22 protein-coding genes and 1 pseudogene are annotated in these 25,751 nt (G+C 70.7%); 15 read left to right on the top strand and 8 right to left on the bottom strand.

From position 1 onward, the window contains the following. Nucleotides 1-343: pseudogene (locus CcI49_RS00005) on the top strand (zinc-binding dehydrogenase); the annotation flags it as partial. Between the two features lie 114 nt (nt 344-457). Here the strand turns inward: CcI49_RS00005 and CcI49_RS00010 are convergent. Beyond that, nucleotides 458-3,553, bottom strand: coding sequence for an FG-GAP-like repeat-containing protein (locus CcI49_RS00010; protein WP_076823585.1), 3,096 nt, complete (start codon nt 3,551-3,553; stop codon nt 458-460). A 364-nt stretch (nt 3,554-3,917) separates the two neighbouring features. Between CcI49_RS00010 and CcI49_RS00015 the strand changes: the two genes are divergently transcribed. Then, nucleotides 3,918-5,567, top strand: a complete 1,650-nt coding sequence (locus CcI49_RS00015; protein ID WP_241839828.1) for a zinc metalloprotease HtpX — start codon at nt 3,918-3,920, stop codon at nt 5,565-5,567. Nucleotides 5,568-5,687: 120 nt separating this feature from the next. Here the strand turns inward: CcI49_RS00015 and CcI49_RS00020 are convergent, their stop codons facing one another. Beyond that, nucleotides 5,688-6,902, bottom strand: coding sequence for an acetyl-CoA C-acetyltransferase (locus CcI49_RS00020; protein ID WP_076823587.1), 1,215 nt, complete (start codon nt 6,900-6,902; stop codon nt 5,688-5,690). A gap of 300 nt (nt 6,903-7,202) precedes the next feature. Between CcI49_RS00020 and CcI49_RS00025 the strand changes: the two genes are divergently transcribed. Genes CcI49_RS00025 through CcI49_RS00045 form a run of 5 tightly spaced genes read left to right on the top strand, consistent with a single transcriptional unit; the run spans nt 7,203 to nt 12,168 of the window. Continuing rightward, nucleotides 7,203-8,066, top strand: a complete 864-nt coding sequence (locus CcI49_RS00025; RefSeq protein WP_076823666.1) for an SDR family oxidoreductase — start codon at nt 7,203-7,205, stop codon at nt 8,064-8,066. Continuing rightward, on the top strand, nt 8,066-9,403 hold the full coding sequence (locus CcI49_RS00030; RefSeq protein WP_083749219.1) for an aminotransferase class I/II-fold pyridoxal phosphate-dependent enzyme: 1,338 nt from the start codon (nt 8,066-8,068) through the stop codon (nt 9,401-9,403). Before CcI49_RS00025 ends, CcI49_RS00030 begins: the two co-directional genes overlap by 1 nt. After that, on the top strand, nt 9,400-10,344 hold the full coding sequence (locus CcI49_RS00035; RefSeq protein WP_241839829.1) for a diiron oxygenase: 945 nt from the start codon (nt 9,400-9,402) through the stop codon (nt 10,342-10,344). Before CcI49_RS00030 ends, CcI49_RS00035 begins: the two co-directional genes overlap by 4 nt. Next, entirely contained in the window at nt 10,331-11,200 is an 870-nt protein-coding gene (locus CcI49_RS00040) for a tryptophan 2,3-dioxygenase family protein (RefSeq protein ID WP_083472965.1), read from the top strand. Before CcI49_RS00035 ends, CcI49_RS00040 begins: the two co-directional genes overlap by 14 nt. A gap of 11 nt (nt 11,201-11,211) precedes the next feature. After that, nucleotides 11,212-12,168, top strand: a complete 957-nt coding sequence (locus tag CcI49_RS00045) for an alpha/beta hydrolase (RefSeq protein WP_076823588.1) — start codon at nt 11,212-11,214, stop codon at nt 12,166-12,168. Here CcI49_RS00045 and CcI49_RS00050 read toward each other — a convergent pair. Both CcI49_RS00050 and CcI49_RS00055 read right to left on the bottom strand, forming a co-directional pair. Further along, nucleotides 12,152-12,832, bottom strand: coding sequence for a hypothetical protein (locus tag CcI49_RS00050; RefSeq protein ID WP_054564414.1), 681 nt, complete (start codon nt 12,830-12,832; stop codon nt 12,152-12,154). The genes CcI49_RS00045 and CcI49_RS00050 overlap by 17 nt on opposite strands. Before the next feature lie 228 nt (nt 12,833-13,060). After that, nucleotides 13,061-13,924 (bottom strand): helix-turn-helix transcriptional regulator, encoded by an 864-nt coding sequence (locus CcI49_RS00055; RefSeq protein WP_054564413.1) that lies wholly within the window; start codon nt 13,922-13,924, stop codon nt 13,061-13,063. A 101-nt stretch (nt 13,925-14,025) separates the two neighbouring features. Here CcI49_RS00055 and CcI49_RS00060 point away from each other — a divergent pair, with 101 nt between their 5' ends. Both CcI49_RS00060 and CcI49_RS00065 read left to right on the top strand, forming a co-directional pair. Further along, the gene (locus CcI49_RS00060; protein ID WP_054564412.1) at nt 14,026-14,787 is read left to right on the top strand and encodes an SDR family NAD(P)-dependent oxidoreductase; all 762 of its coding nucleotides are present in this window, start codon (nt 14,026-14,028) and stop codon (nt 14,785-14,787) included. 146 nt (nt 14,788-14,933) lie between these two features. Continuing rightward, nucleotides 14,934-16,088, top strand: coding sequence for an acetyl-CoA C-acyltransferase (locus tag CcI49_RS00065; protein ID WP_076823589.1), 1,155 nt, complete (start codon nt 14,934-14,936; stop codon nt 16,086-16,088). A gap of 138 nt (nt 16,089-16,226) precedes the next feature. On the opposite strand, the gene CcI49_RS00070 is transcribed toward CcI49_RS00065, so the two are convergent. Then, a complete protein-coding gene (locus CcI49_RS00070; protein WP_054564410.1) occupies nt 16,227-16,877 on the bottom strand; it encodes a TetR/AcrR family transcriptional regulator in 651 nt (216 codons plus the stop codon). Nucleotides 16,878-17,009: 132 nt separating this feature from the next. On the opposite strand from CcI49_RS00070, the gene CcI49_RS00075 reads away from it, so the two are divergent. The 4 genes from CcI49_RS00075 to CcI49_RS00090 all read left to right on the top strand — a co-directional run bounded on the left by CcI49_RS00075 (nt 17,010) and on the right by CcI49_RS00090 (nt 20,487). Then, on the top strand, nt 17,010-17,750 hold the full coding sequence (locus CcI49_RS00075; RefSeq protein ID WP_076823590.1) for an SDR family NAD(P)-dependent oxidoreductase: 741 nt from the start codon (nt 17,010-17,012) through the stop codon (nt 17,748-17,750). A 51-nt stretch (nt 17,751-17,801) separates the two neighbouring features. Next, on the top strand, nt 17,802-18,242 hold the full coding sequence (locus CcI49_RS00080) for a 2Fe-2S iron-sulfur cluster-binding protein (RefSeq protein WP_054564408.1): 441 nt from the start codon (nt 17,802-17,804) through the stop codon (nt 18,240-18,242). 181 nt (nt 18,243-18,423) lie between these two features. Beyond that, nucleotides 18,424-19,890 carry an MFS transporter gene (locus CcI49_RS00085; protein WP_054564407.1) on the top strand — a complete coding sequence of 489 codons (1,467 nt, stop codon included), beginning with the start codon at nt 18,424-18,426 and terminating at the stop codon, nt 19,888-19,890. Between the two features lie 39 nt (nt 19,891-19,929). Then, a complete protein-coding gene (locus CcI49_RS00090; protein WP_054564406.1) occupies nt 19,930-20,487 on the top strand; it encodes a MarR family winged helix-turn-helix transcriptional regulator in 558 nt (185 codons plus the stop codon). Here CcI49_RS00090 and CcI49_RS00095 read toward each other — a convergent pair. Further along, entirely contained in the window at nt 20,481-21,944 is a 1,464-nt protein-coding gene (locus tag CcI49_RS00095) for a serine hydrolase domain-containing protein (protein ID WP_076823591.1), read from the bottom strand. The two genes, CcI49_RS00090 and CcI49_RS00095, sit on opposite strands and share 7 nt — an antisense overlap. A 48-nt stretch (nt 21,945-21,992) precedes the next feature. Beyond that, complete coding sequence (locus tag CcI49_RS41365) at nt 21,993-22,316, bottom strand: DUF6221 family protein (RefSeq protein WP_076823592.1); 324 nt, start codon at nt 22,314-22,316, stop codon at nt 21,993-21,995. A gap of 77 nt (nt 22,317-22,393) precedes the next feature. Between CcI49_RS41365 and CcI49_RS00105 the strand changes: the two genes are divergently transcribed. Beyond that, nucleotides 22,394-23,428 carry a hypothetical protein gene (locus CcI49_RS00105; RefSeq protein WP_076823593.1) on the top strand — a complete coding sequence of 345 codons (1,035 nt, stop codon included), beginning with the start codon at nt 22,394-22,396 and terminating at the stop codon, nt 23,426-23,428. Here the strand turns inward: CcI49_RS00105 and CcI49_RS00110 are convergent. Then, nucleotides 23,422-24,012 (bottom strand): TetR/AcrR family transcriptional regulator, encoded by a 591-nt coding sequence (locus CcI49_RS00110; RefSeq protein WP_076823594.1) that lies wholly within the window; start codon nt 24,010-24,012, stop codon nt 23,422-23,424. The genes CcI49_RS00105 and CcI49_RS00110 overlap by 7 nt on opposite strands. A 388-nt stretch (nt 24,013-24,400) precedes the next feature. Here CcI49_RS00110 and CcI49_RS00115 point away from each other — a divergent pair, with 388 nt between their 5' ends. Further along, the gene (locus CcI49_RS00115; RefSeq protein WP_054564401.1) at nt 24,401-25,729 is read left to right on the top strand and encodes an ABC transporter substrate-binding protein; all 1,329 of its coding nucleotides are present in this window, start codon (nt 24,401-24,403) and stop codon (nt 25,727-25,729) included. Nucleotides 25,730-25,751 lie beyond the last annotated feature (22 nt).

The following is a 25,751-nucleotide window of genomic DNA, read 5'->3' on the forward strand; positions in this document are numbered from 1 at the left end:
GGGTGGGACGGTCGTGACGTGTGCGTCGACGAGTGGGTTCATGCACGAGTACGACAACCGGTATCTGTGGATGAGTCTGAAGAGGATCGTGGGGTCGCATTTCGCGAACTATCGGGAGGCGTGGGAGGCGAACCGGTTGGTGGCGCGGGGGTTGATCCATCCGACGTTGTCGAGGGTGTATGCGTTGGAGGAGACGGGGCAGGCGGCGTTCGATGTGCATCGCAACGCGCATCAGGGGAAGGTCGGGGTGTTGTGTCTGGCGCCGGAGGAGGGGCTGGGTGTTCGTGACGAGCAGACCCGGGCTCGTCACCTGACGGCAATCAACCGCTTCCGCGGCGTGTAGTCCGGAGTCCGGCGCATCGGCCGGAGTGGCCGGAGTGGCCGGAGTGGCCCTACACCGAGCCGGCCGGACCGCTCGCGATATCAGCGGTCCGGCCGGCCCTGTCGTCAGCGAGTGTCAGCCCTTGCGTACCAGGCCGTTGTTGGTCCAGCCCCTGACCACGCCCGCGCTGTCGGACACCAGGTAGTCGTCGCGGCCGTCACCGTTGTAGTCGGTCAGGTGGAGCTGGTCGCGGGTCGCGCCGACGCCGGTCGCGATCTCACCCTGGGTGAGCCACGTCGCGCCGCCGCCGCCGCGGTTGTTCCGCCAGGCCCAGATCCGTCCGCTCTCGCTGACGGCCAGGTAGTCGCCCCGGCGGTCGCCGTCGATGTCGGCGAAGGTGATCATCGAGGCGGGCAGGCCGACCCCCGCGGCGATCTCGCCCTGGGCCTGCCAGGACACCCCGCTGCTGCCGCCGGCGACGTTGCGCCAGGCCTGCACCTGCCCACCGGTGCCGACGACGAGGTAGTCGTCCCGGTTGTCGCCGTCGATGTCGCTGAACCGGATCGTGTCACGAGCCCCGGAGCCCGCGGCGACCACGCCCTTGGCCTGCCAGGACACGCTGTTGCCGCTGCCGGCGTTGAACCAGGCCTGCACCTGCCCTGATGTGCTGACCACGAGGTAGTCGTCCCGGTTGTCGCCGTTGAGGTCGGCGAAGCGCACCGACTCCCGCGGCCCGGCCCCCGCGGCGACCTGGCCCAGATAGGTCCACGGCGAGCCGCTGCCGCCACGGTTGTTCAGCCAGGCCCGCACCGCGCCCTGCTCGCTCACGACCAGGTAGTCGTCCTTGCGGTCACCGTTGAGGTCGGCGAACCGCACCTCGGGCAGGGTGGCGCCGACCCCGCTCGCGACGGTGCCCTGGTAGTCCCACCGGTCCTCCTGGCCGAAGACGTCGTTGCGCCACGCCGTGACCTGGCCGGTGCTGTTGACCACCAGGTAGTCGCTGCTGCCGCCGCCGGTGAGGTCGGCGAACTCGACGTCGGCCCGGGAGGCACCGACACCGCCGGCGATCTCGCCCTGGACCAGCCAGCCCGCGCCGGACTCGCTGAAGGTGTTCAACCAGGCCCGCACCTGGCCCTGGGCCTGCACGACCAGGTAGTCGTCGCGGCTGTCACCGTCGAGGTCGGTGAACCGCACCTCGTCGCGGGTCGCACCCACACCGGCGGCGACCACACCGGCGTAGCCCCAGGACATCCCGCTCGCGCTGCGGTTGTTGAGCCAGCCCTTCGCCACGCCCGCGCCGTCGAGGACGAGGTAGTCGTCGCGGCCGTCACCGTTGATGTCGGCGAAGCGCACCTCGTCGCGGGTCGCGCCGACACCGGTGGCGACGACGCCCTGGGAGTCCCAGGACACCCCGCCGCCCCCGCCGGGGACGTTGAGCCAGCCCTGCACCACACCCGCGCTGTCGACGACGAGGTAGTCGTCGCGGCCGTCACCGTTGATGTCGGCGAAGCGCACCGAGTCACGCGGGCCGGAGCCCGAGGCGACCTGGCCCCTCGACTGCCAGGAGATGCCACCGCTGCCACCGGGAGTGTTGAACCAGGCCTGGACCTGGCCCTGGTCACCGACGAGGAGGTAGTCGTCCCGACCGTCGCCGTTGAGGTCGGCGAACCGCACCTGCGCCCGCGGTCCGGCGCCGGAGGCGACGACCCCCATCGGGCTCCAGCCGTTGTCAAGGTTGGCTGACGGGTCGACGGCCCCGGTGGTGCCACCGGCGCCGCCCGTCGTCCCACCGCAGGCGTCGACGAAGAAGTCGGCCGGCTGCGTGACGCCGAACCCGCCCTTCGTCAGGATCTCGTTGATCGCGCCGTTGAAGGCGTCGCCCATCTTCCGGTAACCGGTCGCGTTGGGATGCAACGAGTCGGTCATGTCCCCGGGGGTGACCGCGCCCATGTCGACCACGTGGACCATCCGCCCGGTGGCGCGGAACTCGGCCGCGATCCCCGGGATGGCGGCGTTGTACGCCTGGATGCGGTTCATGGTCGCCGGTGTCGTGGACGGAATGAGCGTGGCGAGCATGACCGTCGTCCTCGGGGCGGCCTCGAAGATCCTGCGCAGCAGGGTGCGCAGCCGGTCCGGGGCACCGGCCACCGAGACGTTGCGCGCCATGTCGTTCGTGCCGATGTGCAGCGTGACGATGTTCGGCTGGTAGGTGCGGACCGTGCAGGCCGCGATCTGGCTGATCTGGCTGATCGTCCAGCCGGGGTGGCCCTCGTTGTCCGTGTCGGGCAGCTGGCCGGTATCCACCGAGCCGACGAAGTCCAGGTCGTCCACCCTGGGGTCGAGCAGGCTCCACAGCCTGGCCCGGTAGCTGGAGTTGTCCGACGTCCCCACGCCGTAGGTGATCGAGTCACCCAGCGGCAGCACGCGCAGGTTCGTCGGGTTGGCGCCCGCCTGTTCCACACCCTCCACGATGCCGAGCGCGATGTCGTCGGCGTTCGCGGCCAGGCCGTCACCAGTGCTGGCGATCGCATCCCCGGTCGCGGGCGCCCAGAATTTGATCTTCTGCCCGAGATTGCGCAGGACCCCACCGGCCGAGGCCATCCAGTTCGGGCCCTGCGCCTTGACCAGGGGGTTGAGCCAGCCTTCCCAGCCGTAGCCCAGAACGGCGGCCCCGACGGCGGCGCCCAGAACGATGGCCCATGCCTTCCAGTTGTGCAGCTGGCCGGTGACCGCGTTCCTGATCGCACCGCCGATGAGCGTCCCGAAGAATCCGCCGAGCGGCGTGCAGAGCACGGGGGCGGCCGCCCCCAGCGGTCCGGTGGCAGCGGCCATACAGGCGAAACGGATGGCATAGACCATCGCGGCGGTGGCGAGGAGGAGGCCGATGTCCCGCAGCCACTCGAGGTCGGTTGCCTGCACCTCGTTCACCTGAACCGTGAGCGACAGTCCGGAGCCCGTCACGGCGGCGGAGCCGTCGAAGTCGTGCCAGGTCTCGGTCGGCGCGCCCGGCAGGTCCGCCCGGTAGGCGTCCAGCTGCTCCTTGATCGAGTCGCTCAGGAGCGCGTGGCGGGTGTTGAGGTCGTCCGCCCAGGCCTGTGCCGTCGCGTGGTCCCAGTTGTCGGGGAGCGGGATGTCGACCGTGAAGCTGGCCGGTGGCGGGTCGGCGGCCATGGCGGGCCGGGTCGAGCCCATCACCACCGCGACGGCGACCAGCACCGCGACGGCGATCATCCCCCATCCGCGACGGACCGTCGCCGGCCCGACGCCATGAGCACTACCAGCGGCCACGCTTCCTCCGATTGCGCGAACAGCCCCCATCAACGGTTGTCGGGGGCAAAACGCATCAGACCACCGCAGGACCACTGGACGGTGTCCGCGACATGAACGTCGGCGTCAGACATAACGGCATCGTGCTGGACGCGGAGTAAACCTGCGACTGTCCTGGGCGGCGACAACCTGACCCGTCCCACCGCGGCGCCACTGGACAGTGCGCGAATTCAGCTGCGCAATTCTGCTGCGCCCGGATCCGGTTCGCAGTAGCGTTACTCGGCTCGGCAGTCCCGTTTGTATGCTCGGGCAAGTTCAGGGGGCGGGCGTGGCAGGGTATGTCTGGCGGCGTTCGGCGGCCGGGCTGTCGTTGTTGGGCGGCGTACTGATTGTGGGCTGCTGGCTGCTCACCTTCTTCACCCCCGTGCCTTTCCTCGTGCCGCTGGCCGTGGTGGCGGTCCTCGCCGTCGTGCAGTTCCTGGTGGGGCCGCGGCTGGTGGAATGGCTGGTGCCGGCGCACGAGCTGGCACGAGGCGAGGACGGGTATCTCAGCGACGAGCCGGTCGCCACGATGGTCGCCCGGCAGTGCCAGCTGGCCGGAGTTCCGCTGGTCCGGCTCGGCATCGTCGAGGACGGCGACCCGAACGCCTTCACCTTCGRCCACACGCGGCGGGGCGCCCGGGTGTGGATCAGCCGCGGGTTGCTCGACCGCCTTGACGACCGCGAGGTCGAAGCCGTGGTGGCGCACGAGATCGGCCACATCCGCAACCGCGACTTCGCGGTGATGACGGCGGCGTCGGTGGTGCCGGCCCTGCTGTACTACGTCACGGCCGGAGCGCGCGGTGGCGACCAGTCCGGCGGGAACGACCCGGTCAGGATCCTCGGATTCGTCGTCTACCTGATTTCCGAGCTGGCGCTGCTCGGCCTTTCCCGGGCCCGGGAGCTCGGAGCCGATCACGCCTCCTGCGCGGCGACCGGTGACGGGGACGCCCTGTGCTCGGCGCTGGTGAAGATCGTGTACGGGATGGGGGAGCGGGACCGGGCTCTCGCCGAGCGCGTCGCGGACCTCCGCGAGAACGACCACCATCGGGAGGCCCGGCGTCTGGCCCGTAAGGAGGGCCGGACCCGAGCGGTCGGCGCGCTCGGCATCGCCAGTGCCGGCTCGGCGCCGTCGCTGGACCCGGCCGGGCCGCAGCTGCCACCGGAGCGGCTGGTACGGGCGCTGCGCTTCGAGGTCACCAGCCCCTGGGCCCGCTGGCAGGAGCTGCTGTCCACCCATCCGCTGGTCGCGACCCGGATCGCGGCCCTGGAGGCGAGTGGCCTGCCCGGCGCTCCTCGGGTGTGGCGCGGGGTGCGGACCGCGGCGCAGGCGAGTGCCGAGGAGCGCCTGCGGGCCCGAGCGCAGTTCCTGGCGGAGCTGCCGGTGCACTTCGGCGGATGGCTCTGCCTGGGCGCCGCCTTCCTCGCCTTCAAGGGCGATCCTGGCCAGGCCAACCTGACACTGGTCTCCGCGCTGGTGGCGGCCGCCGGGGTGCTGCTGGTGATCCGCGCGACGCTGCGGGCGCCGCTGGGCACCCCGGAGCCGGTCGCGCGGGTCGCCGACCTGTTGGACCGCCTCGACGCCGGCCCGGTCTCCGCGATACCGGTCAGGCTGCGGGGGACGATTGTCGGCCGAGGCGGATTCGTGGCCTCATCGGATCTGGTTCTCGACGACGGCAGCGGGATCGTGACCCTCGAATACGACAATCCGCTGCCGGGGGCCGGCCTGCTGTTCGGAGCCACCCGTGCCAGCTCCTTCGTCGGCGAGGACGTCGAGGTGACCGGTTGGTATCTGCGCGGTCCCGAACCGTACGTCGAGCTGCGCGCGGTGAGCGGCACGGCGGCGGGCACCGTCCAGTGCTGGACGTTCGTCTCCCGCTACGTGCTCTCCGCCGCGGTGCTGGTCGCCGGCGCGCTGGCGCTCACTTTCACGCTCTGAGCACGGGACTCGCCTTCACCGGCCGAGTCCCGTGCTCCGAAACGTTCGCGGGCCGGAGGCGCTCGCGGGCCGGGGGTGTTCGCGGGCCGGGGGTGTTCGCGGGCCGGGGTGTTCGAGGGATCAGAGGCGTTCGAGGATGAGGGCCATGCCCTGGCCGCCACCGACGCACATCGTGATGAGACCGGTCGTCCTGTCGTGCCAGTCGAGGCTGTTGAGCATGGTGTTCTGCAGGCGGGCGCCGGTCATGCCGAACGGGTGGCCGACGGCGATCGCGCCACCGTTGACGTTGAGCCGGTCGATGTCGATGCCGAGGTCCCGGTAGGACGGGATCACCTGTGCGGCGAAGGCTTCGTTGATCTCCACGAGGTCGATGTCGTCGATGGTCATGCCCGCGTGGGCGAGTGCCCGCCTCGAGGCTTCCACCGGGCCGAGGCCCATGATCTCGGGTGAGAGGCCGGAGACGCCGGTGGCGACGATCCGGGCCAGCGGGGTGAGGCCGAGCTCGGCGGCCTTGCTGGCGGACATGACGACGACCGCCGCGGCGCCGTCGTTCAGCGCGCAGCAGTTGCCTGCCGTGACGGTGCCGCTCTCGCGGAAGACGGGCTTGAGCTGGGAGACGGCCTCGTAGGTCACGCCCGCGCGGGGGCCGTCGTCGGCGGTGACGACGGTGCCGTCCGGTGTGGTGACCGGGGTGATCTCCCGGGCCCAGAATCCGTCCGCGATGGCCTTCTCCGCGAGGTTCTGCGAGCGGACGGCGAACTCGTCCATCTCCTGGCGGGAGATGCCGCGCAGCGTGGCGACGTTCTCGGCGGTCTGGCCCATCGCGATGTAGACGTCGGGGAGCAGCCCGTCCACGCGCGGGTCGTGCCAGGTCTCGTTGGATTTGGCCGTCGCCGCGGTGCGTGTCTGCGCGTCGTCGAAGAGGTGGTTGACGGTGTCGGGGATGTGGTCGGAGGTGCCCTTGGCGAACCGGGAGACGGTCTCGACGCCGGCCGAGAGGAAGATGTCGCCCTCCCCGGCCCTGATCGCGTGGAAGGCCATCCGGGTGGTCTGCACCGAGGACGAGCAGTAACGGGTGATGGTGGCGCCGGGAACGGCATCCCACCCGTTGAGGACGCCGACCACGCGGCCCATGTTGTTGCCCGCCTCGCCGCCGGGCAGCCCGCAGCCGAGGAGCAGGTCGTCGATGCTGTTCGGGTCGAGCCCGGGCACCTTCTCGACGGCGGCCCGCGTGATGAAGGCCGCGAGGTCGTCGGGCCGGAGGTCCTTCAGGGACCCTTTGCCCGCGCGACCGATCGGCGTGCGAGCCGCAGCGACGATGACTGCCTCAGGCATGCGACCGTCTCCCATCCGTGATCAGCTTTGGTGGGCGCCTTAGGTAAGCGCCCGCTTAGGATGGCGCCGGGTGGCCGCGCTGTCCAGCGGTGCTACTGCTGCTTCGCAGGTCACGAATCCGCAGATGCGGAGCAAAACTGCTGCTAGAGTTCGCCTCTGCGGATATGGATCACCTGTGTCGTCGCAGCCGACACGTTTTCGGCCCGAACGGCACGCCTCGTCCGACCCGCCTGTTCCTGCGTGCCCTGATCGCGGGGCATGGCAGACCCGGCCCCTGGCGATGCCTCAGGAAAGGACGCGATGCCGCGAAACGTTCTGGTGACCGGCGGGTCGAGTGGAGTGGGGCTGGCCACCGTGGCGCGGTTCGCCCGCGCCGGGGACAACGTGTGGTTCACCTATCACTCCAGGCGGGACGCCGCGGAATCGATCACGAAGGACCTGCGCGGCGGCAGTGGCGGCGAGGTGCGTGCCTTCGAGTTCCGCCAGGGGGAGCGGGAAAGCCACGACAGCCTGCTCGCGGCGCTCCCCGGGCCGGTCGACGTACTGGTCAACAACGCGGCTGTGGGTACCCGCAGCATCGACCGGTACGTCGCGGATCCACTCGACCGGGACGAGGCGTTTCTGCGGATCAACAGCATCGGCCCGCTGTGGCTGATCCGGCAGGTTCTGCCGGGGATGCTGGAGCGCGGCCACGGGAAGATCATCAATATTTCCAGTGTCGGCGGCGGCCTGGCCCAGTTTCCCGGTTTCGACATCGTCGACGGAATGAGCAAGGCGGCGCTGACCTACCTCACTCGCCATCTCGCGGCCCAGACGGCGCATTCCCCGGTCGATGTGATGGCGGTCTGCCCGGGCGCGGTCGACACCCCGATGCTGCGGGAAAGCACGCTTGACGGGCTGTCGCCGCGGGCCCGGCTCGACCTCGAGGCGAATCTGCCGAAGGGCAGGCTGATCCGGCCGGAGGAGATCGCGGAGCTGGTGTGGTGGCTGTGCGCCGACGGCTCCGGTGTTCTGCACGGCGCGGTCGTCGACGCGTCGATGGGCCTGGGCGTGCATCCGGGGCTGCTCACCGGGCGGCAGCTCACCGGGCGGCACGCGGAGACGGGAGCGGAGACCGGAGCGGAAGCCTACGAGGCCCCGGGTCGACGCCCGGTGGGTCTGTGATGGTGTCGAGGCGCGCGGCGGCGCTGGCCGCCCAGCCACCGGCGATCGCCGTCGCCCACTTCCGCGCCGAGGCGTACCCCTACGACGCGCGGCTGCGCCCCGACGGGTACATCAACCTCGGGACGGCGGAGAACCGCCTGGTCTGGGACCTGCTGGCCCCGCGGCTGACCGCCCGCCGGCCGCTGACCGCCGCGGACACCCACTACGGCCCGCTGCACGGCACCGACGCCTTCCGTCAGGAGCTCGCCCGCTTCCTCACCGGCGTCTGCCGGACGGAGATCGACCCCGACCACCTCGTCGTCGTCAGCGGCGTGACCGGTGCCCTCGACGTCATCGCCACCGTCCTGTGCGACCCGGGCGAGGCGATCGTCGTGCCCGCCCCCTACTACAGCGCGTTCGACGTCGATCTGGTCGGGCGTTCCGGAGCCCGGCTGCTACCCGTGCCCGTGCGGGCTGACCAGGGCTTCCAGGTAGCGCCCGACGTGCTGGACGAAGCCCTGGCCGAGGCGCGGGCAGGTKGGGTCACCGTCCGTGCCGTGGCCCTCGCGTCACCCGGCAACCCGGTCGGTCACGTCCTGCCCCCGCGGGTCCTGCGCGAGATCGTGGCGGTCGCGGCGCGGCACGGGGTGGACGTCGTCGTGGACGAGATCTACGCGAACTCGGTGTTCGGTGACAACAGCGGGTTCGTGAGCGCCCTCGACCCCGAGGTGGGGGCGGCCGGAACCGGACGGGTCCACGTCGTGTGGGGCTTCGCGAAGGACTTCGGACTGCCCGGCCTCAAGATCGGCGTCCTGTGCAGCCCGGACCCGCAGGTCTGCGCCGCGGCGCGGGCGCTCGCCTACTTCGCCGCGACCTCGACCGACACCCAGGCCCTGCTGCGGGACCTGCTCGCCGACCGGGAGTGGGTGGCCKGTTTCCTCGCCCAGAGCCGTCGCCGGCTCGGTCGCGCCTACGGCTCGGCGGCTGGTCTGCTGACGGCCGCGGGCCTTCCCTTCGTCCCGGTGGAGGCGGGTTTCTCGCTGTGGGTCGATCTGCGCGGGTGGCTGACCGAGCCCACCTTCGCCGCCGAGGACGAGCTGTGGGCGCGGATCCTCGACGAGGCCCGCGTCAACGTGCTGCCGGGCCGCCTCTTCGCCAGCCCGGATCCGGGCTGGTTCCGGCTCTGCTTCGCGACCTCGACGGCGGTCGTGTCGCAGGGCGTCGACCGCATCGCCCGCCTGCTCGGCAGCCTGCGCGCATCCGCATCCGCATCCGCATCTGTGGCCGAGCCCGAGCCCGCTTTCGCGTCCGGTTCCGCCCCCGGCCGCCGGTATGAGCGCGCCGAGGGCCCGCGATGACGGCGAAGCCGCACCGATCGGGCGCGGGTGCGCCGATGAAGGACTGGTACGACGCGGCCGGGGTGCGCGGCGGAACCCGGCGGACCTTCCACCGGGAGCTGGAGGAGGGGCTGGTGTTCTTTCCCCCCGAGCTGGTTCCCTACCTGGCCCACGAGGCCGTCCGTACGCTGCCGGACTCCGCGTCGCGGGAACTCACCGTCCGGCATCTGTACCAGTTCCTGCTGTCGGCCACCGAGCTGGAAACCCGGGTCGTGAACCGCGGTGCGGAGCTGATCGCCGGTAACCGGCTCGGTTTCGAGGTGCCCCGTTCCCACCGGCTGGACGCCTACAGGATCTACTGCGACGAGGGCTATCACTCCCTGAACAGCCTCGACCTGGCCGACCAGATCGCCACCGTCACCGGGATCCCGATTCCCCGGTGGGACTACGGCGGTTTCGTCGAACAGCTCGACCTGGCCGCGGACACCATTCTCCCCGAAGAGCCGGTGCTCGCCCACCTGCTGCAGACGGTCGTGTTCGAAACGCTGATAACCGCGGTTCTCAACGAGGTTCCGACGAATCCCGCGGTGGTCACCGCGGTCCGGGACGTCACCCGGGACCATGCCCGTGACGAGGGTCGCCACCATCGTTTCTTCGCGGGCTTCTTCCACCTGCTGTGGTCTCAGCTGGAACCCGCCCTGCGGACCCGGGTGGGCCACGCGCTGCCACCCCTGATCGAGGCCTGCATCGCCTGGGACGCCGCCCCCGTCCGATCGTCCCTCCTGCTCGCCGGCCTCGACGAATCCACCGCCGACAGCGTGCTCCGGGACGTCTACGGCGGCACCGCCACCACCAGCCGGATCGGCACGGTCGCGCAGGCCACCCGGCGTATGTGCGAATCCGCCGGTGTTCTCGACCTTCCCGCAGTGAGAGAGACCTTCGCCGCCCATGGAATCGAGTGAGGACATCGCCATCGTGCAGCCTTCTGCCGGCCAGGTTTCTGTCGGCCAGGTTTCTGTCGATCAGGCTTCGGTCGGCCAGGACGACGGTCTCACGTACGCCGGCTATCTTCGTCTCACCGAAATGCTCGACCAGCAGCGCTGCAGGAGCCTTCCGGTCGCCCACGACGAACTGCTCTTCATCGCCGTTCACCAGGTGTACGAGCTCTGGTTCAAGGTTCTGCTGTTCGAGCTGGCCGATGTCCGGGACAGAATGCTCGGCGGCGACACGTACCGCGCCCGCCTGCGGCTGCGCCGCTGCCATGAGATCGAGCGCGTGCTGGTGAACCAGATCGATGTCGTCGACACGATGACCCCGCACGGTTTCCTGGAGTTCCGCGGCTCGCTCGGGACGTCCAGCGGCTTCCAGTCGGCACAGTTCCGTGAGATCGAGTTCCTTTCCGGCGCCGACGACCACGGCTGGCTGGCCCGGGCCGGCTGGCTGACCGCCGAGGACCACCGGCGGCTGAGCCGGCGGCTGGCCGAACCGGATCTGTGGGACGCCTTCGTCGTCCTGCTGACCAGCGCCGGCTTCCCCGCCGCCACCGCGTCGCAGCGATCCGCGGCGCTGTGCGAGATCGCCGCCGGCGGTGATCGGTACAGCGAGCTGTGGGAGCTCTCCGAAGCCCTGATCGGCCACGATCAGATGTGGTCGAGCTGGCGTCAGCGCCATCAGCTGACGGTGCTACGACAGCTGGGGGTGAGACCCGGGACGGCTGGCAGCGCGGGCGCGACGTACCTGGCGGGCCGGGCCCAGCTGAAGTTCTACCCGGAGCTCTGGGAAGCGCGAACCTGCTTCAGTGGCCCGGCCCCGGCATGACCGGCCCCCGTATGACCGACGCCGACGCGGCTGACTCCGACGCGGCTGACTCTGACGCGGCTGGTGAACGAGCCCTGCGCGACCGGGCGTACTCGCCCAGCCTCACCGTGCCGGACCTGCGGGCCTGCCTGCGCGGGTACGCGGACGGTTCGGCCCGGGCCCGCGCCGACCTGGCCTGGCGGGAGATCCCCTACGGCCCCGGCCCCGACCGGATTCTGCACTTCTTCCCCGCGTTGCCCGTGTTGCCGGCACTGCCGGCGGCTGTGCCCGGTCCCGAACCCGGAGCGCCGCTGCAGATGTTCATCCACGGGGGCTACTGGCAGGAGCTGAGCGCGGCCGAGTCGTCCTTCGCCGCTCCGGACTTCGTCTCGCGCGGCGCGGCCTTCGCCGCGCTCGGCTACGGTCTCGCGCCAGCGAACCGGCTGGACGAGATCGTCGCGATGGTCCGCGAGGCCGTGCTGTGGCTGTTTCGGAATGCCGCCCCGCTGGGTGTCGACCCTCGGCGGATCTTCCTGAGCGGTTCCTCCGCCGGGGCCCATCTCGCCGCGATGTGCCTGGTGGACGGATGGCTCCCCGCCCCGCTGCGCCCCACCGGCGTGATCCGTGGTGCCTGCCTGCTCAGCGGGATCTACGATCTGGAACCGCTGCGCCACACGTACGTGGGTGAGCAGATCAGGCTCACCGCCGCCGAGGCGGCCCGCAACAGCCCGGTCCACCGGCTCCGCGGAACCGGCTCCCTCCCATCGTTGGTCATCGCTCGGGGCGAGAACGAGACGTCCGCCTTCGCCGCCCAGCACCGGCAGTTCCTCTCGGCACTGACCGAATACGGCACCGCGCCGGTCGATCTCGTGGTGCCCGGCCGGAACCACTTCGATCTCCCTGAGACCCTCGGCGATCCAGGCGAGCCGTTGGGGCGGGCAGTTCTCRCACAGATGGGCCTGCCTCAGCGTGTCAGCGGGGTGCGATGATCGCTCTCGCCGGTGGGCGGCCCGGCCCGGTCGATGTCAGGGCGAGGCTCAGTGCCTCCCACAGATAGTCCGGACGCCCCCACACGGGGTCGATGGCCGTGACCTGGCAGGCATGACCCAGGCTCGCCACGGCGCGCCGGCTGCATCCGCCGCACATGCCGTAGAGATACTTGATGTCCGCATAGGTATGGCAGTTTCCGGCCCGAGTGAGTGGCATGCCGGCGCTGATCTCGACCGTGATTTCGGCGGGTCGCGCGGGCCGGATGCTCCTGTGCGTCGCCGACCATGCCGGGGGCCTGATGAGAAGAATGATGTCCGTGCCCAGCAGCATGCGGCTGACCGTCAGCGCGCGGGGTTCGTCGATGAACCCCTCGACAAACGCACGTCTGCCGTATCCGTCCGCAATGCGTTGAGCGGGCTGGGAGGCGAGGGTCACCAGGCCGCGGCGGTTGATCGAGGCCAGCCGTGGTGCGATTGTCCGGGTCTGTTCGTCCAGCGCCCCGCCGAAAGCGGGCCCGGTGGCGACGGTGCCCTCGAGCCAGCGTGCGGTCAGCTCGCCGAGATCGGAAAGATTTCGTGCGGTCAGCCAGTTCAGCGGTGCGACCCGCGTGGTTCTCGTCGGGTCGGCACCCCGTGTGGCGGGAGCTGCGTCACCCAGGGTCATCGGAATGTCCTCTCTGTTCGTCATCGCCGACGGGCAGCGAGTATTGGACTTCCCGTGGGCACGCGAAGGAAAGGGCTTCTCACAGAACTCTCACGCCGGCGCCGCGAATTTCAACAGACTTCTAACATCGCCGGCGTGCGGGTATGCCGAACGTGCGTGCTGTGCGCCGGAACCGGCGGCGCGAAACGGATCACCCGCCAGGCGTCACCCGGTACCTGCTCGATCGGTTCATCGGACTGGTTCGCATTGCAGCGCCTGTGTGCCCACGACGGTCAGCAGCGCGAGCTTCTCGGCGGTGTCGGTCCCGGCACGTGGGGTGAACCAGAGCAAACGCTGGCGGCCGTCCTCGCTGAAGAGGCTGAGGCAGTTGAGGTCGAGCAGGCCAACGGCGGGGTGGACGATTCGCTTGCGCTCGTCTCTGCGCACCTCCACGTCCTGGTCGGCCCAAAGCGCCTGGAACTCCGGCGACTGCTGCAGTAGCTCGTCCACCAGCCTGGTCGCCTCGGTGTCTCCTGGGCTGCGTCGCCCGACTGCCGCGCGCAGGTCGGCGACGAACGAGCGTGACTGCGGGGCGAGGTCCTCCCGCGGGTAGATCTGCCGCGCGGTCGGGTCGGTGAACCATCGGTAGATGAAGCTCGCCGCGCGGCCGTGGTGCGCGGACAGGTCGCCGAGCATCGCGATGGCGAGTGGGTTCTGGACCAGAACGGTGTGCAGGTCGGTGCTCACCATCGCCGGGGTCCCGTCGATTCGCGTCAGCAGGTCGAGCATCGCGGGGTGGACGTGTGCCGCCGTCCCGCCCTGGTGCGGGATCGGGCGGTTCGCCAACCGGTACAGATGGTCGCGTTCGTCGCGACTGAGGCGCAGGGCGCGGGCGAGCGCGGCGAGCATCTGGTCGGAGGGCTGCGAACCGGCACCGCGCTCGAGTTCGGTGTAGTACTCCACCGAGGCACCGGCGAGAACGGCGACCTCGTCGCGACGCAGACCGGGGACGCGGCGCCGCGGGCCGGGCGCGAGCCCGACTTCCTCGGGGCGGATCCGCTCGCGTCGCGAACGCAGGAAGCCACCGAGCTGGGAGTACCTCGCGTTCGCCATAACCGTAGCCTCCCTGGGCGACCCGCTGCCTGCCAGGGGATGGCGTCCCCACCTTTGGAAGCAACTGTCGGGGGTCCGCGCCGCGCCACAGAGTGGACGCCATGAGCACCTTCCTCACTGACACACTCACTGACTCGGGCGCATCGCCGGTCGCTGGAAAGACGGTCCTGATCACCGGTGGCACGAGCGGGATCGGCGCCGCGACCGCTCGGCTCCTGCTCGGGCGTGGCCACCGGGTCGCCGTCACCGGGCGCGACCCCGGTCGGCTCAAGGCCTTCCTAGACGAAGTCGGCCACGCGGACCGCGTGCTGGGTCTGATAGCGGATGCCTCCGACTGGGACTCCACGAACACGGCGGTCACCAGCACGGTGGAGCGCTTCGGGTCGCTCGACGCGGCAGTCGCGAACGCGGGCGGCGCGTCCGCGGATCATTTCCGGACGGGCGGTGCCGGCGTCATCGACGGCGGCGATCCGCGGCTTTGGGCACCGATGGTGCTCACCAACGTGCTCGGCCCGGCTCTGCTGGCCGAGGCGACCCTGTCCCACCTCGAGCGGTCCCGCGGCCGGCTGGTGCTCATCGGCAGCGTGGCCGGAATCAAGAACAGCCCGGGCAACCTCTACTCCGCCACGAAGTGGGCAGTGGTCGGCCTCGCCGAGAACCTCCGCCTGCACGCCACGACCCGCGGCATCGGAGTCACGGTCGTGAACCCAGGCATGATCGACACCGCGTTCTGGCACGGCCAGGCCCCCCCCATCGCGATGAGCCCGGATTCGGTGGCCGAGGCGATCGGCTTCGCGCTCGACCAGCCGGCAGGCGTCGACCTCAACACGGTGACGATCCGTCCGATCGGCCAGCCCGTCTGACGGTGGCGCTGGCGGCGGAGTCGGTGGACCTCCGTGACGGCCGGCGGGCGAATAGCATCGTGCCCGCGCTGGGTTAGCCACCACTTGCATCGCCTGCAAGAGTGAATGCATACTCAGCAACGCTGGCCAACTGAGGGGACGTCGTCATGCGTGATGCGGTGATCGTCGAGGCGGTGCGGACGCCGGTCGGCAAGCGGAACGGAGGGCTGTCGGGTGTGCACCCGACGGACCTGTCGGCGCATGTGCTGGCCACGCTGGTCGAGCGCGCGGGCGTCGACCCGGCTCTCGTGGAGGACGTCGTCTGGGGCTGCGTCGGCCAGGTCGGCGAGCAGACATTCGACATCGGCCGTAACGCGGCGCTCGGCGCAGGCTTCCCGGAGACGGTGACCGGTGTGACCGTCGACCGGCAGTGTGGGTCGTCCCAGCAGGCGGTGCACTTCGCCGCCGCCGGGGTGGTCGCCGGCCACTACGACTTCGTCATCGCCGGTGGTGTCGAGTCGATGTCCCGGGTGCCGATGGGCAGCGCGCTGATGGGCCAGGTGCCGTTCGGCGAGCGCTACCTCGCCCGCTACAACAACGCCTTCCCCGACCAGGGCGTCGGCGCCGAGATGATCGCCGAGCGCTGGGGCTTCTCCCGGGCGCAGTGCGACGAGTTCGCGGTCAGCTCGCACGAGAAGGCCGCCGCCGCCCAGGACGAGGGCCGGTTCGACGCGCAGATCGCACCGGTCACGCTGGCCGACGGCACGGTCATCAGCAAGGACGAGGGCATCCGCCGCGGCGGCACCGTCGAGGGGCTCGCGAAGCTGAAGACCGTGTTCAGGACGGTGGAGGACGGCGGCGTGATCACGGCCGCGAACTCCTCCCAGATCTCCGACGGCTCGGCGGCGCTGCTGATCACCACCAGTGAGAAGGCCGCCGAGCTGGGCCTCCGGCCGATCGCCCGGATCCACACCGCCGTCCTCGCGGGCAGCGACCCGGTGATCATGCTGACCGCGCCGATCCCCGCCACCCAGAAGGCGCTCACCAGGTCCGGGCTCAAGCTCGACGACATCGGCGCGTTCGAGGTCAACGAGGCGTTCGCCCCGGTACCGCTCGCCTGGCTCGCCGACATCGGCGCCGATGCCAAGGCGGTCAACCCGCTCGGCGGCGCGATCGCGCTCGGCCACCCGCTTGGTGGCTCCGGTGCCCGGATCATGACGACGCTGGTCAACCACATGCGTGACAACGGCATCCGCTACGGCCTGCAGACCATGTGCGAGGGCGGCGGCCAGGCCAACGCCACCATCCTCGAGCTGCTCTGACCCGTCGGGCCCTGCTCCACGGATGTCGGTCTTCCCGACGTCTGCCCCACCGGCCCCGCGTTCCGCCTCCTGGTCATCCGTGACCATGCGACGGCTGCGCGGGTGCTGGTGACGGGCGGAGATCTAAGTAGTGAGTATTTACTCTATGCCGGAGAGTCGGCTCAGTACCGCGTAGGCCTGTCGTGGCGTCGCGGGGCCGGTAGGAAGCGGGCCGCGGGCGGCCCCGGTGCGCAGGCCGTCCAGGAGGAAGGCGACGCTGCGCCGCCAGACGTCGGGGGCGGTGTCAGCGCCGGTGTTGGTCCCAGCGCTGGCACGGGCCAGGCGGGCGATGGCGCCGAAGGTGAGGGCGAGGTCCTCGCCGGTGAAGTCGGGGCGCAGCTCCCCGGCGTCCTGCGCACGCTGGATGATTCGCGTCGAATCGGCGCTCGCCCGGCTGCACAGGTCCATCAGGCGCTCGGCGCCGGGGTAGCGGCCGCTCAGCACGTCGGCGAGCGCGGGGTCGGTGGCCTGTAGCTCGCAGAGCTTCTCGATGTAACAGGCGAACCCCTCCCAGGCGTCCTCATGGGCCAGTGCGTCCCGGGCCGCCGCTGCGAGCCGGTCGGCGGCCAGGTCGACGACCACCTCATCGATGAGCGCCTCGCGGCTGCCGAAGAGGTTGTAGAGGGTGCCGTGGCTGACGCCGGCCCGGCGCGCGATCTCCTTCAGGGGTACCTGCAGGCCGCGCTCGGCGAAGAGCTCGGCGGCGGCTTCCCGTAGCTTGCCCGCGTTTCGTTGCGCGTCGGCCCGCATCTGGTCTCTCCCTGGTCCCGGCTGCCCCGGCACCGGGCTAACTTGGCACTACGGTCAAGTTCCATGCTACCGTTCGACCTGAAATTGACCCATGGGTCAACTTAGTCGAATGAGAAAGCAAGGAGAGTCGCCGTGTCCAAAGTGATTGCGATCTTCGGTGCCGGGACCGGGCTTGGTGTCTCGCTGGCGCACCGTTTCGGGCGCGAGGGCTTCCGGGTGGCCCTGGTGGCCCGTCGCCGGGACCGCCTCGACGCGCTCGCGGCGCGACTGGCCGACGAGGGCATCGAGGCGGCCGTCTTCCCCGCCGACCTGACCGACCCCGCCCAGGTGCCCGCGCTGGTCGAGGCCATCCGGGAGCGTTTCGGTCGCATCGACGTCGTGGAGTACGGGCCGGTACCGGCCGGTCTTGACTTCACCCCCGCGGCTGGCCTGGACGCGGCCACCCTGCGGACGCTGATCCCGTTGTTCCTGCTCACCCCGGTGGAGGTCGTCCAGGCCGTGCTGCCGGAGATGACCGAACGCGCGGACGGCGCGATCCTGCTGACACAGGGCTTCTCGGCGGTGCACGCGATGGCGAACCTCAGTGGTCCGGGGCCGGTGATGGCCGCCGCCCGCAACTATGTGTACTCCCTGCACGCGGAGCTCGCCGGCACCGGCGTCTACGCCGCCACGCTCGCCGTGGCGGCGGCCATCGCCCGCAGCGAGAACGCCCCGGCAGCCGACGCCACGGGCGACCTGACCGTCGACGGCATGCGGTTCCCCGTGGTGGACCCCGACGATCTGGCCGAGTGCTACTGGGAGATGTACACCCACCGCGACCGCGTCGAGCAGGTGTATCCGCCGGCTGTGATCCCGGCTGCCGCAGCAGTCTGAAGCGGTCGGCGGACGCTGCCCGCGGCCGTCCGGTCGCGCGATGATGGAGCCGTGACGGATCCGCGGCCGGGTGGGCCGGTGGTGCGCGTCGAGCCCCTCGGTGCCGAGCTCACGGTCGAACCCGGGGAGACGGTCATCGAGGCCGCGTGGCGGCTCGGGTACCACTGGCCCACGACCTGCCATGGGCAGGGGACGTGCACGGTCTGCCGCCTGGAGGTCGTCCGTGGCGCCGAGCATCTCGTCCCGCCCGACGACGCGGAGTGCGGCGCCCTTGAGCCCCTGCTCTCCGGCGGGCTGCCTCGCGGTCTCCAGGGCGTCGCGGGTATCGAGGGCGCCGCTGCTCCTGCGGACGTCGTGGACGCACCCGACCTCACGGGTGTCGGCAACCTGCGGCTCGCCTGCCGGGTCCGGGTGACCGGTGACGTCGTCGTCCGCAGGAGGGGCGTCCACCGCGTGCAGACCGTGACGTTGTCGGACGACGGCCTGCTCTGACCCGGCGTACCGCCCCGCCCGGCACTGTCGCCCCGTCGGGGCGACCTGACCGCACGGTCCTGCCCGTCGGCTGCAGCGGTGTATCGCCTGTCACTCGGCCTGATCTGACGTCGGCACTACATGTATGTACTATGCATACATTGCTTGTATCAAGTATGTAGGCGCGGACGAAAGTTGGATCATGTCGCTTGCCTCGGGTGCCAGGAAGGCGCCGCCGATCGTGTCGGTGATCGCGTTGTGCATCGGTGGGATGGCCACCGCCTTCACCCAGACGCTGGTGATCCCGCTGCAGACCGAGCTGCCCCATCTGCTGGGCACCTCGGCGTCCAACTCGGCCTGGGTCGTCACCGTCACCCTGCTGGCCGCTTCGGTGTTCATGGTGGTCGCGGGTCGACTCGCGGACCTGTTCGGCAAGCAGCGGGTGCTCATGGCGAGCGCGGGTGCGCTCATCGTCGGGTCGTTGGTGTGCGCGCTGTCGAGCTCGCTCACACCGATGCTGGTGGGCCGTGCCCTGCAGGGCATGTCGATCGGTTTCATCCCGGTCGGCATCTCGCTCATCCGGGAGATCACCCCGCCGCGGATGGCGCCGACGGCCCTGGCCGCGATGAGCGCCACCCTGGGTGTCGGCGGTGCGATCGGCCTTCCGCTGGCCGCCTGGATCGTCGACGTCGGTGGCTGGCACACCGTGTTCTGGGTGTCGACGGCCGTGGCCGCGGTCGTGTTCGTGCTCGCGGCTGTCGCCATCCCGCACATTCATGACGGCCACGAGGGGCGCTTCGACGTACTGGGCGCGCTCGGCCTCGCGGTGGGCCTGGTCGTGTTCCTGGTCGGTATCTCCAAGGCCACCGCCTGGGGCTGGGGCGACGCCCGCACCCTCGGTGCGATCGCCGGCGGCCTGGCCGTCCTGGTGCTCTGGGTCTTCGCCGAGCTGCGTCAGGACGAGCCGCTGGTCGACCTGAGGGCCACCGCGAAGCGGCCGGTGCTGATGACCAATATCGCGGCCCTGGCGGTCGGCTTCGGCATGATGGCGCAGTCCATCGTGATTCCGCAGCTGCTCCAGCTGCCGGCGGCCACCGGCTACGGTCTCGGCCAGTCGTTGCAGGCCACCGGGCTGTGGATGGCTCCGGCCGGCCTGATGATGCTCGCGTTCGCCCCGATCTCCAGCAGGCTGATCCGCAGTACCGGGCCGAGGATCACCCTCGTGATCGGCGCGCTGGTCCTGGCCGTCGGCTACAGCCTGGGCGTGGTTCTCATGGACGCCCCGTGGCAGCTGCTGATCGTCATGTGTGTCGGCTCCGCCGGTGTCGGCATCGGCTACGCCGCGATGCCCACCCTCATCCTGGACGCCACACCACCCCAGGACGCGGCGGCCGCGGTCGGTCTCAACGCCCTCACCCGCTCGGTCGGCGGCAGCGTGGCGGCCGCGCTCATGGGCACCGTGCTCGCCAGCAACACCACCGCGTTCGGGGGGATTCGGCTACCCAGCGAGGGCGCGTTCACGCTCTGCTTCGGCATCGGTGCCATCGCGGCGTCGGCCGGTGCCGTGCTCGCCGCGTTCCTTCCGCGCCGCCGGCGGTCGACCACGGCCACGGCCACGGCGGTGCCGGCAGCGCCGGCCACCGAGGCAGACGTCGTCACCGCCGTCTAGCGTCTGGTACTGCTTGTGTTCCACGTACTGGAGGATGCTATGGACGGCAGCCACACCGCCGGCCCGCCGCACCCTGACCACGGGGCCTGGTCGGAACCCGAGGTCTCGGGGGATCTGAGGTCGGCGGGGGGCCTGGGGGAGTCGATCGACGACGAGGCGCTGCGGGCGCTCGGGAACGAGGTTCTGCGGCTCAGCCGGCGGCGGGTCCAGCTACCCGAGGAGTCGACCCTCGACCGGTCGAGCTTCCGGATCCTCTGGGCGCTGGCGGAAACGGGCCCCCTCTCGATGCGGGAGCTGGAGGAGATGCTGCAACTGGAGCAGTCCACGGTCAGCCGCCAGGTGAAGGCCGCGATCGGCCGTGGTCTCCTCGAGTTCCTGCCGGCCCCCGGTACCCGGCGCCGCCTGCTGCGGGCGACCCCGGACGGCGAGCGGGTGTACGCGCATGAAGGCGCTCTGCGGGCCGAGGTCTTCAAGAAGGCGCTGGCCGAGTTCGGGCCGGACCGGGTGCGGGCCCTCGCCGCCGAGCTGGGCGCGCTCAACGACGCCGTTGACCGGCTGACCGCCGCCGAGCCCGCCCGGACGCCGGGACGTCAGTAGGCCTGCCAGGGGTCCGGGTCGATGCCGCCGGGAATGTCCACCCCGGGGTCGTAGGGCGTGCGGGTGAAGACGAAGGTGCCGATGTCCAGGTGGGCGGCGGTGCCGTCTGCCGCGCGGACGACGCGCAGGGTCTCGCCCGCGTAGTAGCCGTCCAACCCCGTCCAGGTGCCGTCCGGCTCGGCGCGGAAGCGGGAGCCGCGGCCCGTCTGGCCCTGCGGGATGAGCTCCAGCCCGCCGTCGGCGCGCAGGTACATCAGGTGCGGTGCCGGGCCCCAGTGCCACAGGCCGGTGAGCGCCAGCAGCTCCGGGTCGACGGCGGACACCGGGCGCCAGGGCTCCGGGATGCGCGGCTCGTGCTCGGCGACGATCCGGATCAGGTCCGCGGCGATCTGGGCGACCGCGGGCCCCGCCGTCGCGTTCGCCAGGACGACCGCGGCGACGTCGTCGCTTCGGCTCACCCAGACCCCGGCCAGGAATCCCGGCATCGAGCCGGCGTGGCCGTACAGCAGGCGGCCGTCGTGCCGCCGCAGCTGCAGGCCGAGCCCGGTGGCGGTGGTCCAGCCGTCGGCCTTGTCGGGGCCCGAGGTGGGCTGGCGCATCTCGGCCAGGGTGTCGGCGCTCAGGATGTCCTTGTCACCGCGGGTCAGGAACACCGCCCAGCGGGCCAGGTCGGCGGCGGTCGACCAGAGCTGGCCCGCCGGCGCCATCACACCGGTGTCCTGCAGAGGCTCGGGCAGCATCACATCGGCCCAGGGATGGACCGCGAAGCCACCGGCGTGCGGCGCCTGCGGGAGCAGCGTCGTCCGGCTCAGGCCGAGCGGTGCCAGCAGCTCCTGGTGCAGCGTGTCGCCCCACGGCTGCCCGCGCAGCCGGCTGACGAGCGCACCGAGCAGCGCGAACCCGGGGTTGGAGTAATGGAACCGGCGGCCCGGCGGATGGCGCAGCGGCGGCTCGTCGAGCACGTCACCGAGCCGCGGCCGCAGCGTTCCCGGGGTGCGCTCCCACCAGGGCCCGGGAGGTTCGGAGGCGAGGCCCGAGGTGTGGCCGAGCAGGTGGGCGATCGTCAGCGCTCCGGCGCCGCCTGTGGCCCCGGCCCCCGCCCCCAAGCCAGCCGCTGCCGCTGTCGCTGCCGCGGCAGCGGCTTCGGCTGTGGGCGTGGCCGCGAGGTCGGGCAGGTGCCGGGCCAGCGGGTCGGCCAGATCCAGCGCCCCCTCATCCCGTAGGCGCATGACCTGGACCGCGACGAAGGTCTTCGTGATCGAACCGATCCGGTACTGGACGTCCGCGTCCGGGCTGTGCCCGTCGATCATGCTCCGGCCCTCGGCCCAGACCAGTCGCCCGCCGCGTACGACGGCGCCGACCAGCGAGGGGGTGCGCCCCTGTGCCTGCCCGACGGCCAGCCGGTGCAGCAGGGCGCGGCGGGTGCCTGGCAGCAGCTCCTCGGCAGGCACAGCCATCGTCCGTTCCTCCAGGTCGCTGATCGTCCGGCGAATAATACGTCGTGCTCAGCCCTGGTCCGGATCGACGCCGAGCATCCGGGCGGCGGCGCGCAGGGTCGCGCAGACCCGGCCCTCGGGAACGCTCCACGGCCCGTTCTCGCCCTCGCAGTCGTGCTGGTAGCCGTGCAGCTCGACGATCTCGCGGGCGCCGGCGCACAGCGCGAGAACAGTGCTCGGGTTCCACCGGGCGACGTGCGTGGCGGTCGCGGGAGCGACCCCGGTCATGCCGGAGACCTGCCGCGGATTCCAGATCGACGGCCCGGGGACGGCCCGCGCGGTGCCTTCAAGCTGGTCAATGCGGTCGAGAACTCGGGCGCGTAGACGAGGCACGGTCTCTCCGGCTGGTCGGCGATATCCATCGTTTATTACCTCGCCGAAACGGGTGATCTCTGCCATGATCTGAGATCATGAACTTCTCCTCCGCGGAGCCCAGTTCCATAGCATCCGCGGTGGCGCGGAACTTCGGTTCCTGGGGCGGTGGCAGGGCGCGGCAGCTGCCGTTCGGCCACAACCTGACGCACTTTCTTCCCGGTGTCGCCCCGGTCCAGCAGCTTATCGGCGCGAATGCGGATACCGCGGTCGCCGTCGTCGGTATGTCCGCCTACCCGATGGGTGTGGAGATCACGCTGGAAATACGGCTGCGGCACGGCAGCGGGCCGGGTTGGGAGCCCACACTTCCGGGCGGCTGGGAGCACGCGGCGAGCATGATCGTGCCGTTCGCCGTCCGCTTCGCCGACGGTCGCACGGCGAGCAGCATGCCGTGGCCCCGGGAGTTCGCCTGGCCGGCACCCGGCCGCGACGGCGTGGGGCTCGTCGTGTCGGGGCGCGAGGTGCCGGACCCGGAGGCCGGTCTGCGGGCGGTGGTCCGCTACTGGCTCGCTCCGCTCCCGCCGCCCGGGCCCCTGACCCTGCTGGCCGCCTTCCCGGCACGTGGGCTGCAGATCTGCGAGACCGTCGTCGACGCCGCCCTCGTGCGTGCGGCCGCGGAGCGGGCCGTCGTCCTGTGGCCGGATGGGCTCGCGTTGCCGCGTCCCGGCGTCCCGCCGGCCGACCCGGAGACGGCGGCCGAGCAGATCCGAGCCGCCTTCACCACGGCGTTCACCGGTGGGCAGGGCGGCTCCGACCCGGACGCGGAGGCCGCGGCGACCACCGCGACGCTTGCGGCGATCGAGGGCGGAGAGGCGCTGCGCCCGCTGCTGGAGCGGGTGCGGTCAGAACATCCGGACATTGTGCGGACGGCTCGGCCGAGCATCGACGACATCGTCTTCATCGATCCGGGGCACGCGGCGGTCCGGTTCCGGGTCCATCTGGCGAACGGCCCGGATTTCGGGGAGCAGATCGGCTTCGCCGTCCTCACCGACAGCGCGGCGGGGGAGCGCGCCGCCTGGAAGGTCGCCGCCCGTACCTACCGAAAGGTGGTGGGCTGGGGCGGCGTTTATTGAGCCCTCACCCCGTCGACGAGGATGTCCACGAGCCCCCCGAGGTCGGGCCTGGGGTCGTCGGTGAGGCTGGAGAGCACCCGGTAGAGCATGGTGCCGAGGATGGCGTCGATGAGCGCGTCGAGGTCGGCGCCCTTCCGGAGCGTGCCCCGTTCCGCCTCCTGGGTGAGCCGGCTGAGAATCGCGGTGCGGATCGGGTCGGCGAGGTGGTCGTAGAGCCGGGTGGCATTGGTCTGGCTGTCCACCGCCGCCGCGACAAGCCCGCGAATCATCGCTGACACGACCGGATCGGCCAGCCACAGCCCGTACTGCAGCGCCCATTCCTGCAGGTCGGCGCGTAGGTCGCCGGTGTCCGCGGGTGGGGCGATCGCAACCCCGGACTGCGCGGCGAGGACGGCTTGCGCGACCACCGCGGCCTTGGAGGGCCAGCGCCGGTAGATCGTCTGCTTGGCCACGCCCGCCCGGGCGGCGATGCCCTCGACCGAGAGCCGCTCGTAGCCGACAGAGGTGAGCAGGTCCGCAGCGGCGCCGAGGATGGCGCGGTCGGCCTGGTCGCTGCGGGGTCTACCCCGGCGGGCATCGGTCACGGCGCCTAAGCCTAGACACAGACGTGCCGATGCATTAACAATACGCACCGTTGCGGAGACTTGTGAGGAAGTGGGCGCGCATGGTGGCCGGTGACTCCTGGAGGTCGAGATGGGCAGGTTGCCGTGTGCGGAACCCGGATCCAGCCGGGCCCCGCTGGTGGCCTCGGGCCCGGCCCGTCAGCCGAGGAGCGTGGTCCAGCCGATGGGGCAACCCGCGGGTCACCGGGAGGCCCGGCCAATGCCCGGCCGATCGCTACCGGTGATCGGCTCGCGGCCGGGAGCGCGCTGTATCTGATTAAAGGCGACGGAATCGGCTCCGGCGCCGAGACACTGGTTCAATTCATCAAGCCTTGCACATCGCATGGCGTTGCGAAGGGATTTCGGTCTGATGAGACGACACTTATCCTGGATATCCTCTGTCGTTGTCATCGCCGGCCTTCTGGTCGGCGCCTGTTCGAATTCGGGTGGTGAGAAGACCCCCGACACCCCGGTGTCGCGCGAGGCCAACGCCTCGCCGGGCGTCACCGCCGACGAGATCCACTTCGCCGCTATCGGCACGAAGACGAACAACCCGCTGGGCACCTGCCTTTACGACTGTTTCATCCAGGGCATCAACGCCTACTTCGACTACCGCAACAGCGAGGGCGGCCTGGACGGCCGGAAGCTGAAGCTCACCACGACGATCGACGACGCCCTTGCCAAGAACAAGGAGGGCTCGCTGCAGATCATCAACGACAATGACACCTTCGCGACCCTGAGCGTCCCGATGCTGGCGACCGGCTGGCCGGACCTGGCGAACGCGGGCATCCCGGTCTACTCCGTCCCGTGGTACCCGGATGACATGAACGGCCACGACTCGATCTACGCGAGCAACGGCGTCGAGTGCATCGCCTGCACCCGCCACTTCATGGCCTACGCACCCAAGGTCCTCGGTGACAAGAAGATCGCCACCCTGGGTTACGGTGTCTCGCAGAGCTCCAAGGACTGCGCGAACGCGGCGACCGACACCATCAAGCTCTACTCGAAGGAAACCGGCCAGCAGGTCGTCTACACCAACAACGGCATCGCCTTCGGCATCCCGAACGGGATCGGCCCGGAGGTCAGCGCGATGAAGAACGCCGGCGTCGAGTTCATCGTCAGCTGCTTCGACATCAACGGCCAGAAGACGCTCGCCCAGGAGCTCAAGCGGCAGGGCATGGCGGACGTCCCGATCCTGCAGTCGAACTCCTACGACCTGACCTTCATGAAGGGCGCCGGTGACCTGTTCGAGGGCGACGTCCTCGGTGTCGCCTTCCGGCCCTTCGAATCGAACGGGGAGGGCAACGGCCTCGCCCTGTTCAAGAAGTGGATGGAAAAGAGCGGGTCGAAGCTGACGGAGCTCGCCGAGTACGGCTGGATCGCCGCCGAGACCGCCTACCAGGGCATCAAGGCCGCCGGCCCCGGATTCACCCAGGCTTCCGTCGTCAAGGCGACGAACGCCCTGACCTCCTTCACCGCGGGCGGCCTCGTCCCGGCGATCGACTGGTCACGTCAGCACGAAATGCCGACCCAGGACGACCCGGCCACCCACGGGCCGAAGCAGGAGTGCATGAGCCTGCTGACCTACAAGGGCGGCAAGTTCGAGTTCATCGGTGGGGCGACCGCCGAGAAGCCGTGGCTGTGCTGGCCGGGCACGGACCGGAAATGGTCCGAGCCGGTTCCGACCGACTTCCAGTAAGTAACTCAGTACTCACGTACTC

This window comes from Frankia sp. CcI49 (genome assembly GCF_001983215.1).
GTDB lineage: Bacteria > Actinomycetota > Actinomycetes > Frankiales > Frankiaceae > Parafrankia > Parafrankia irregularis.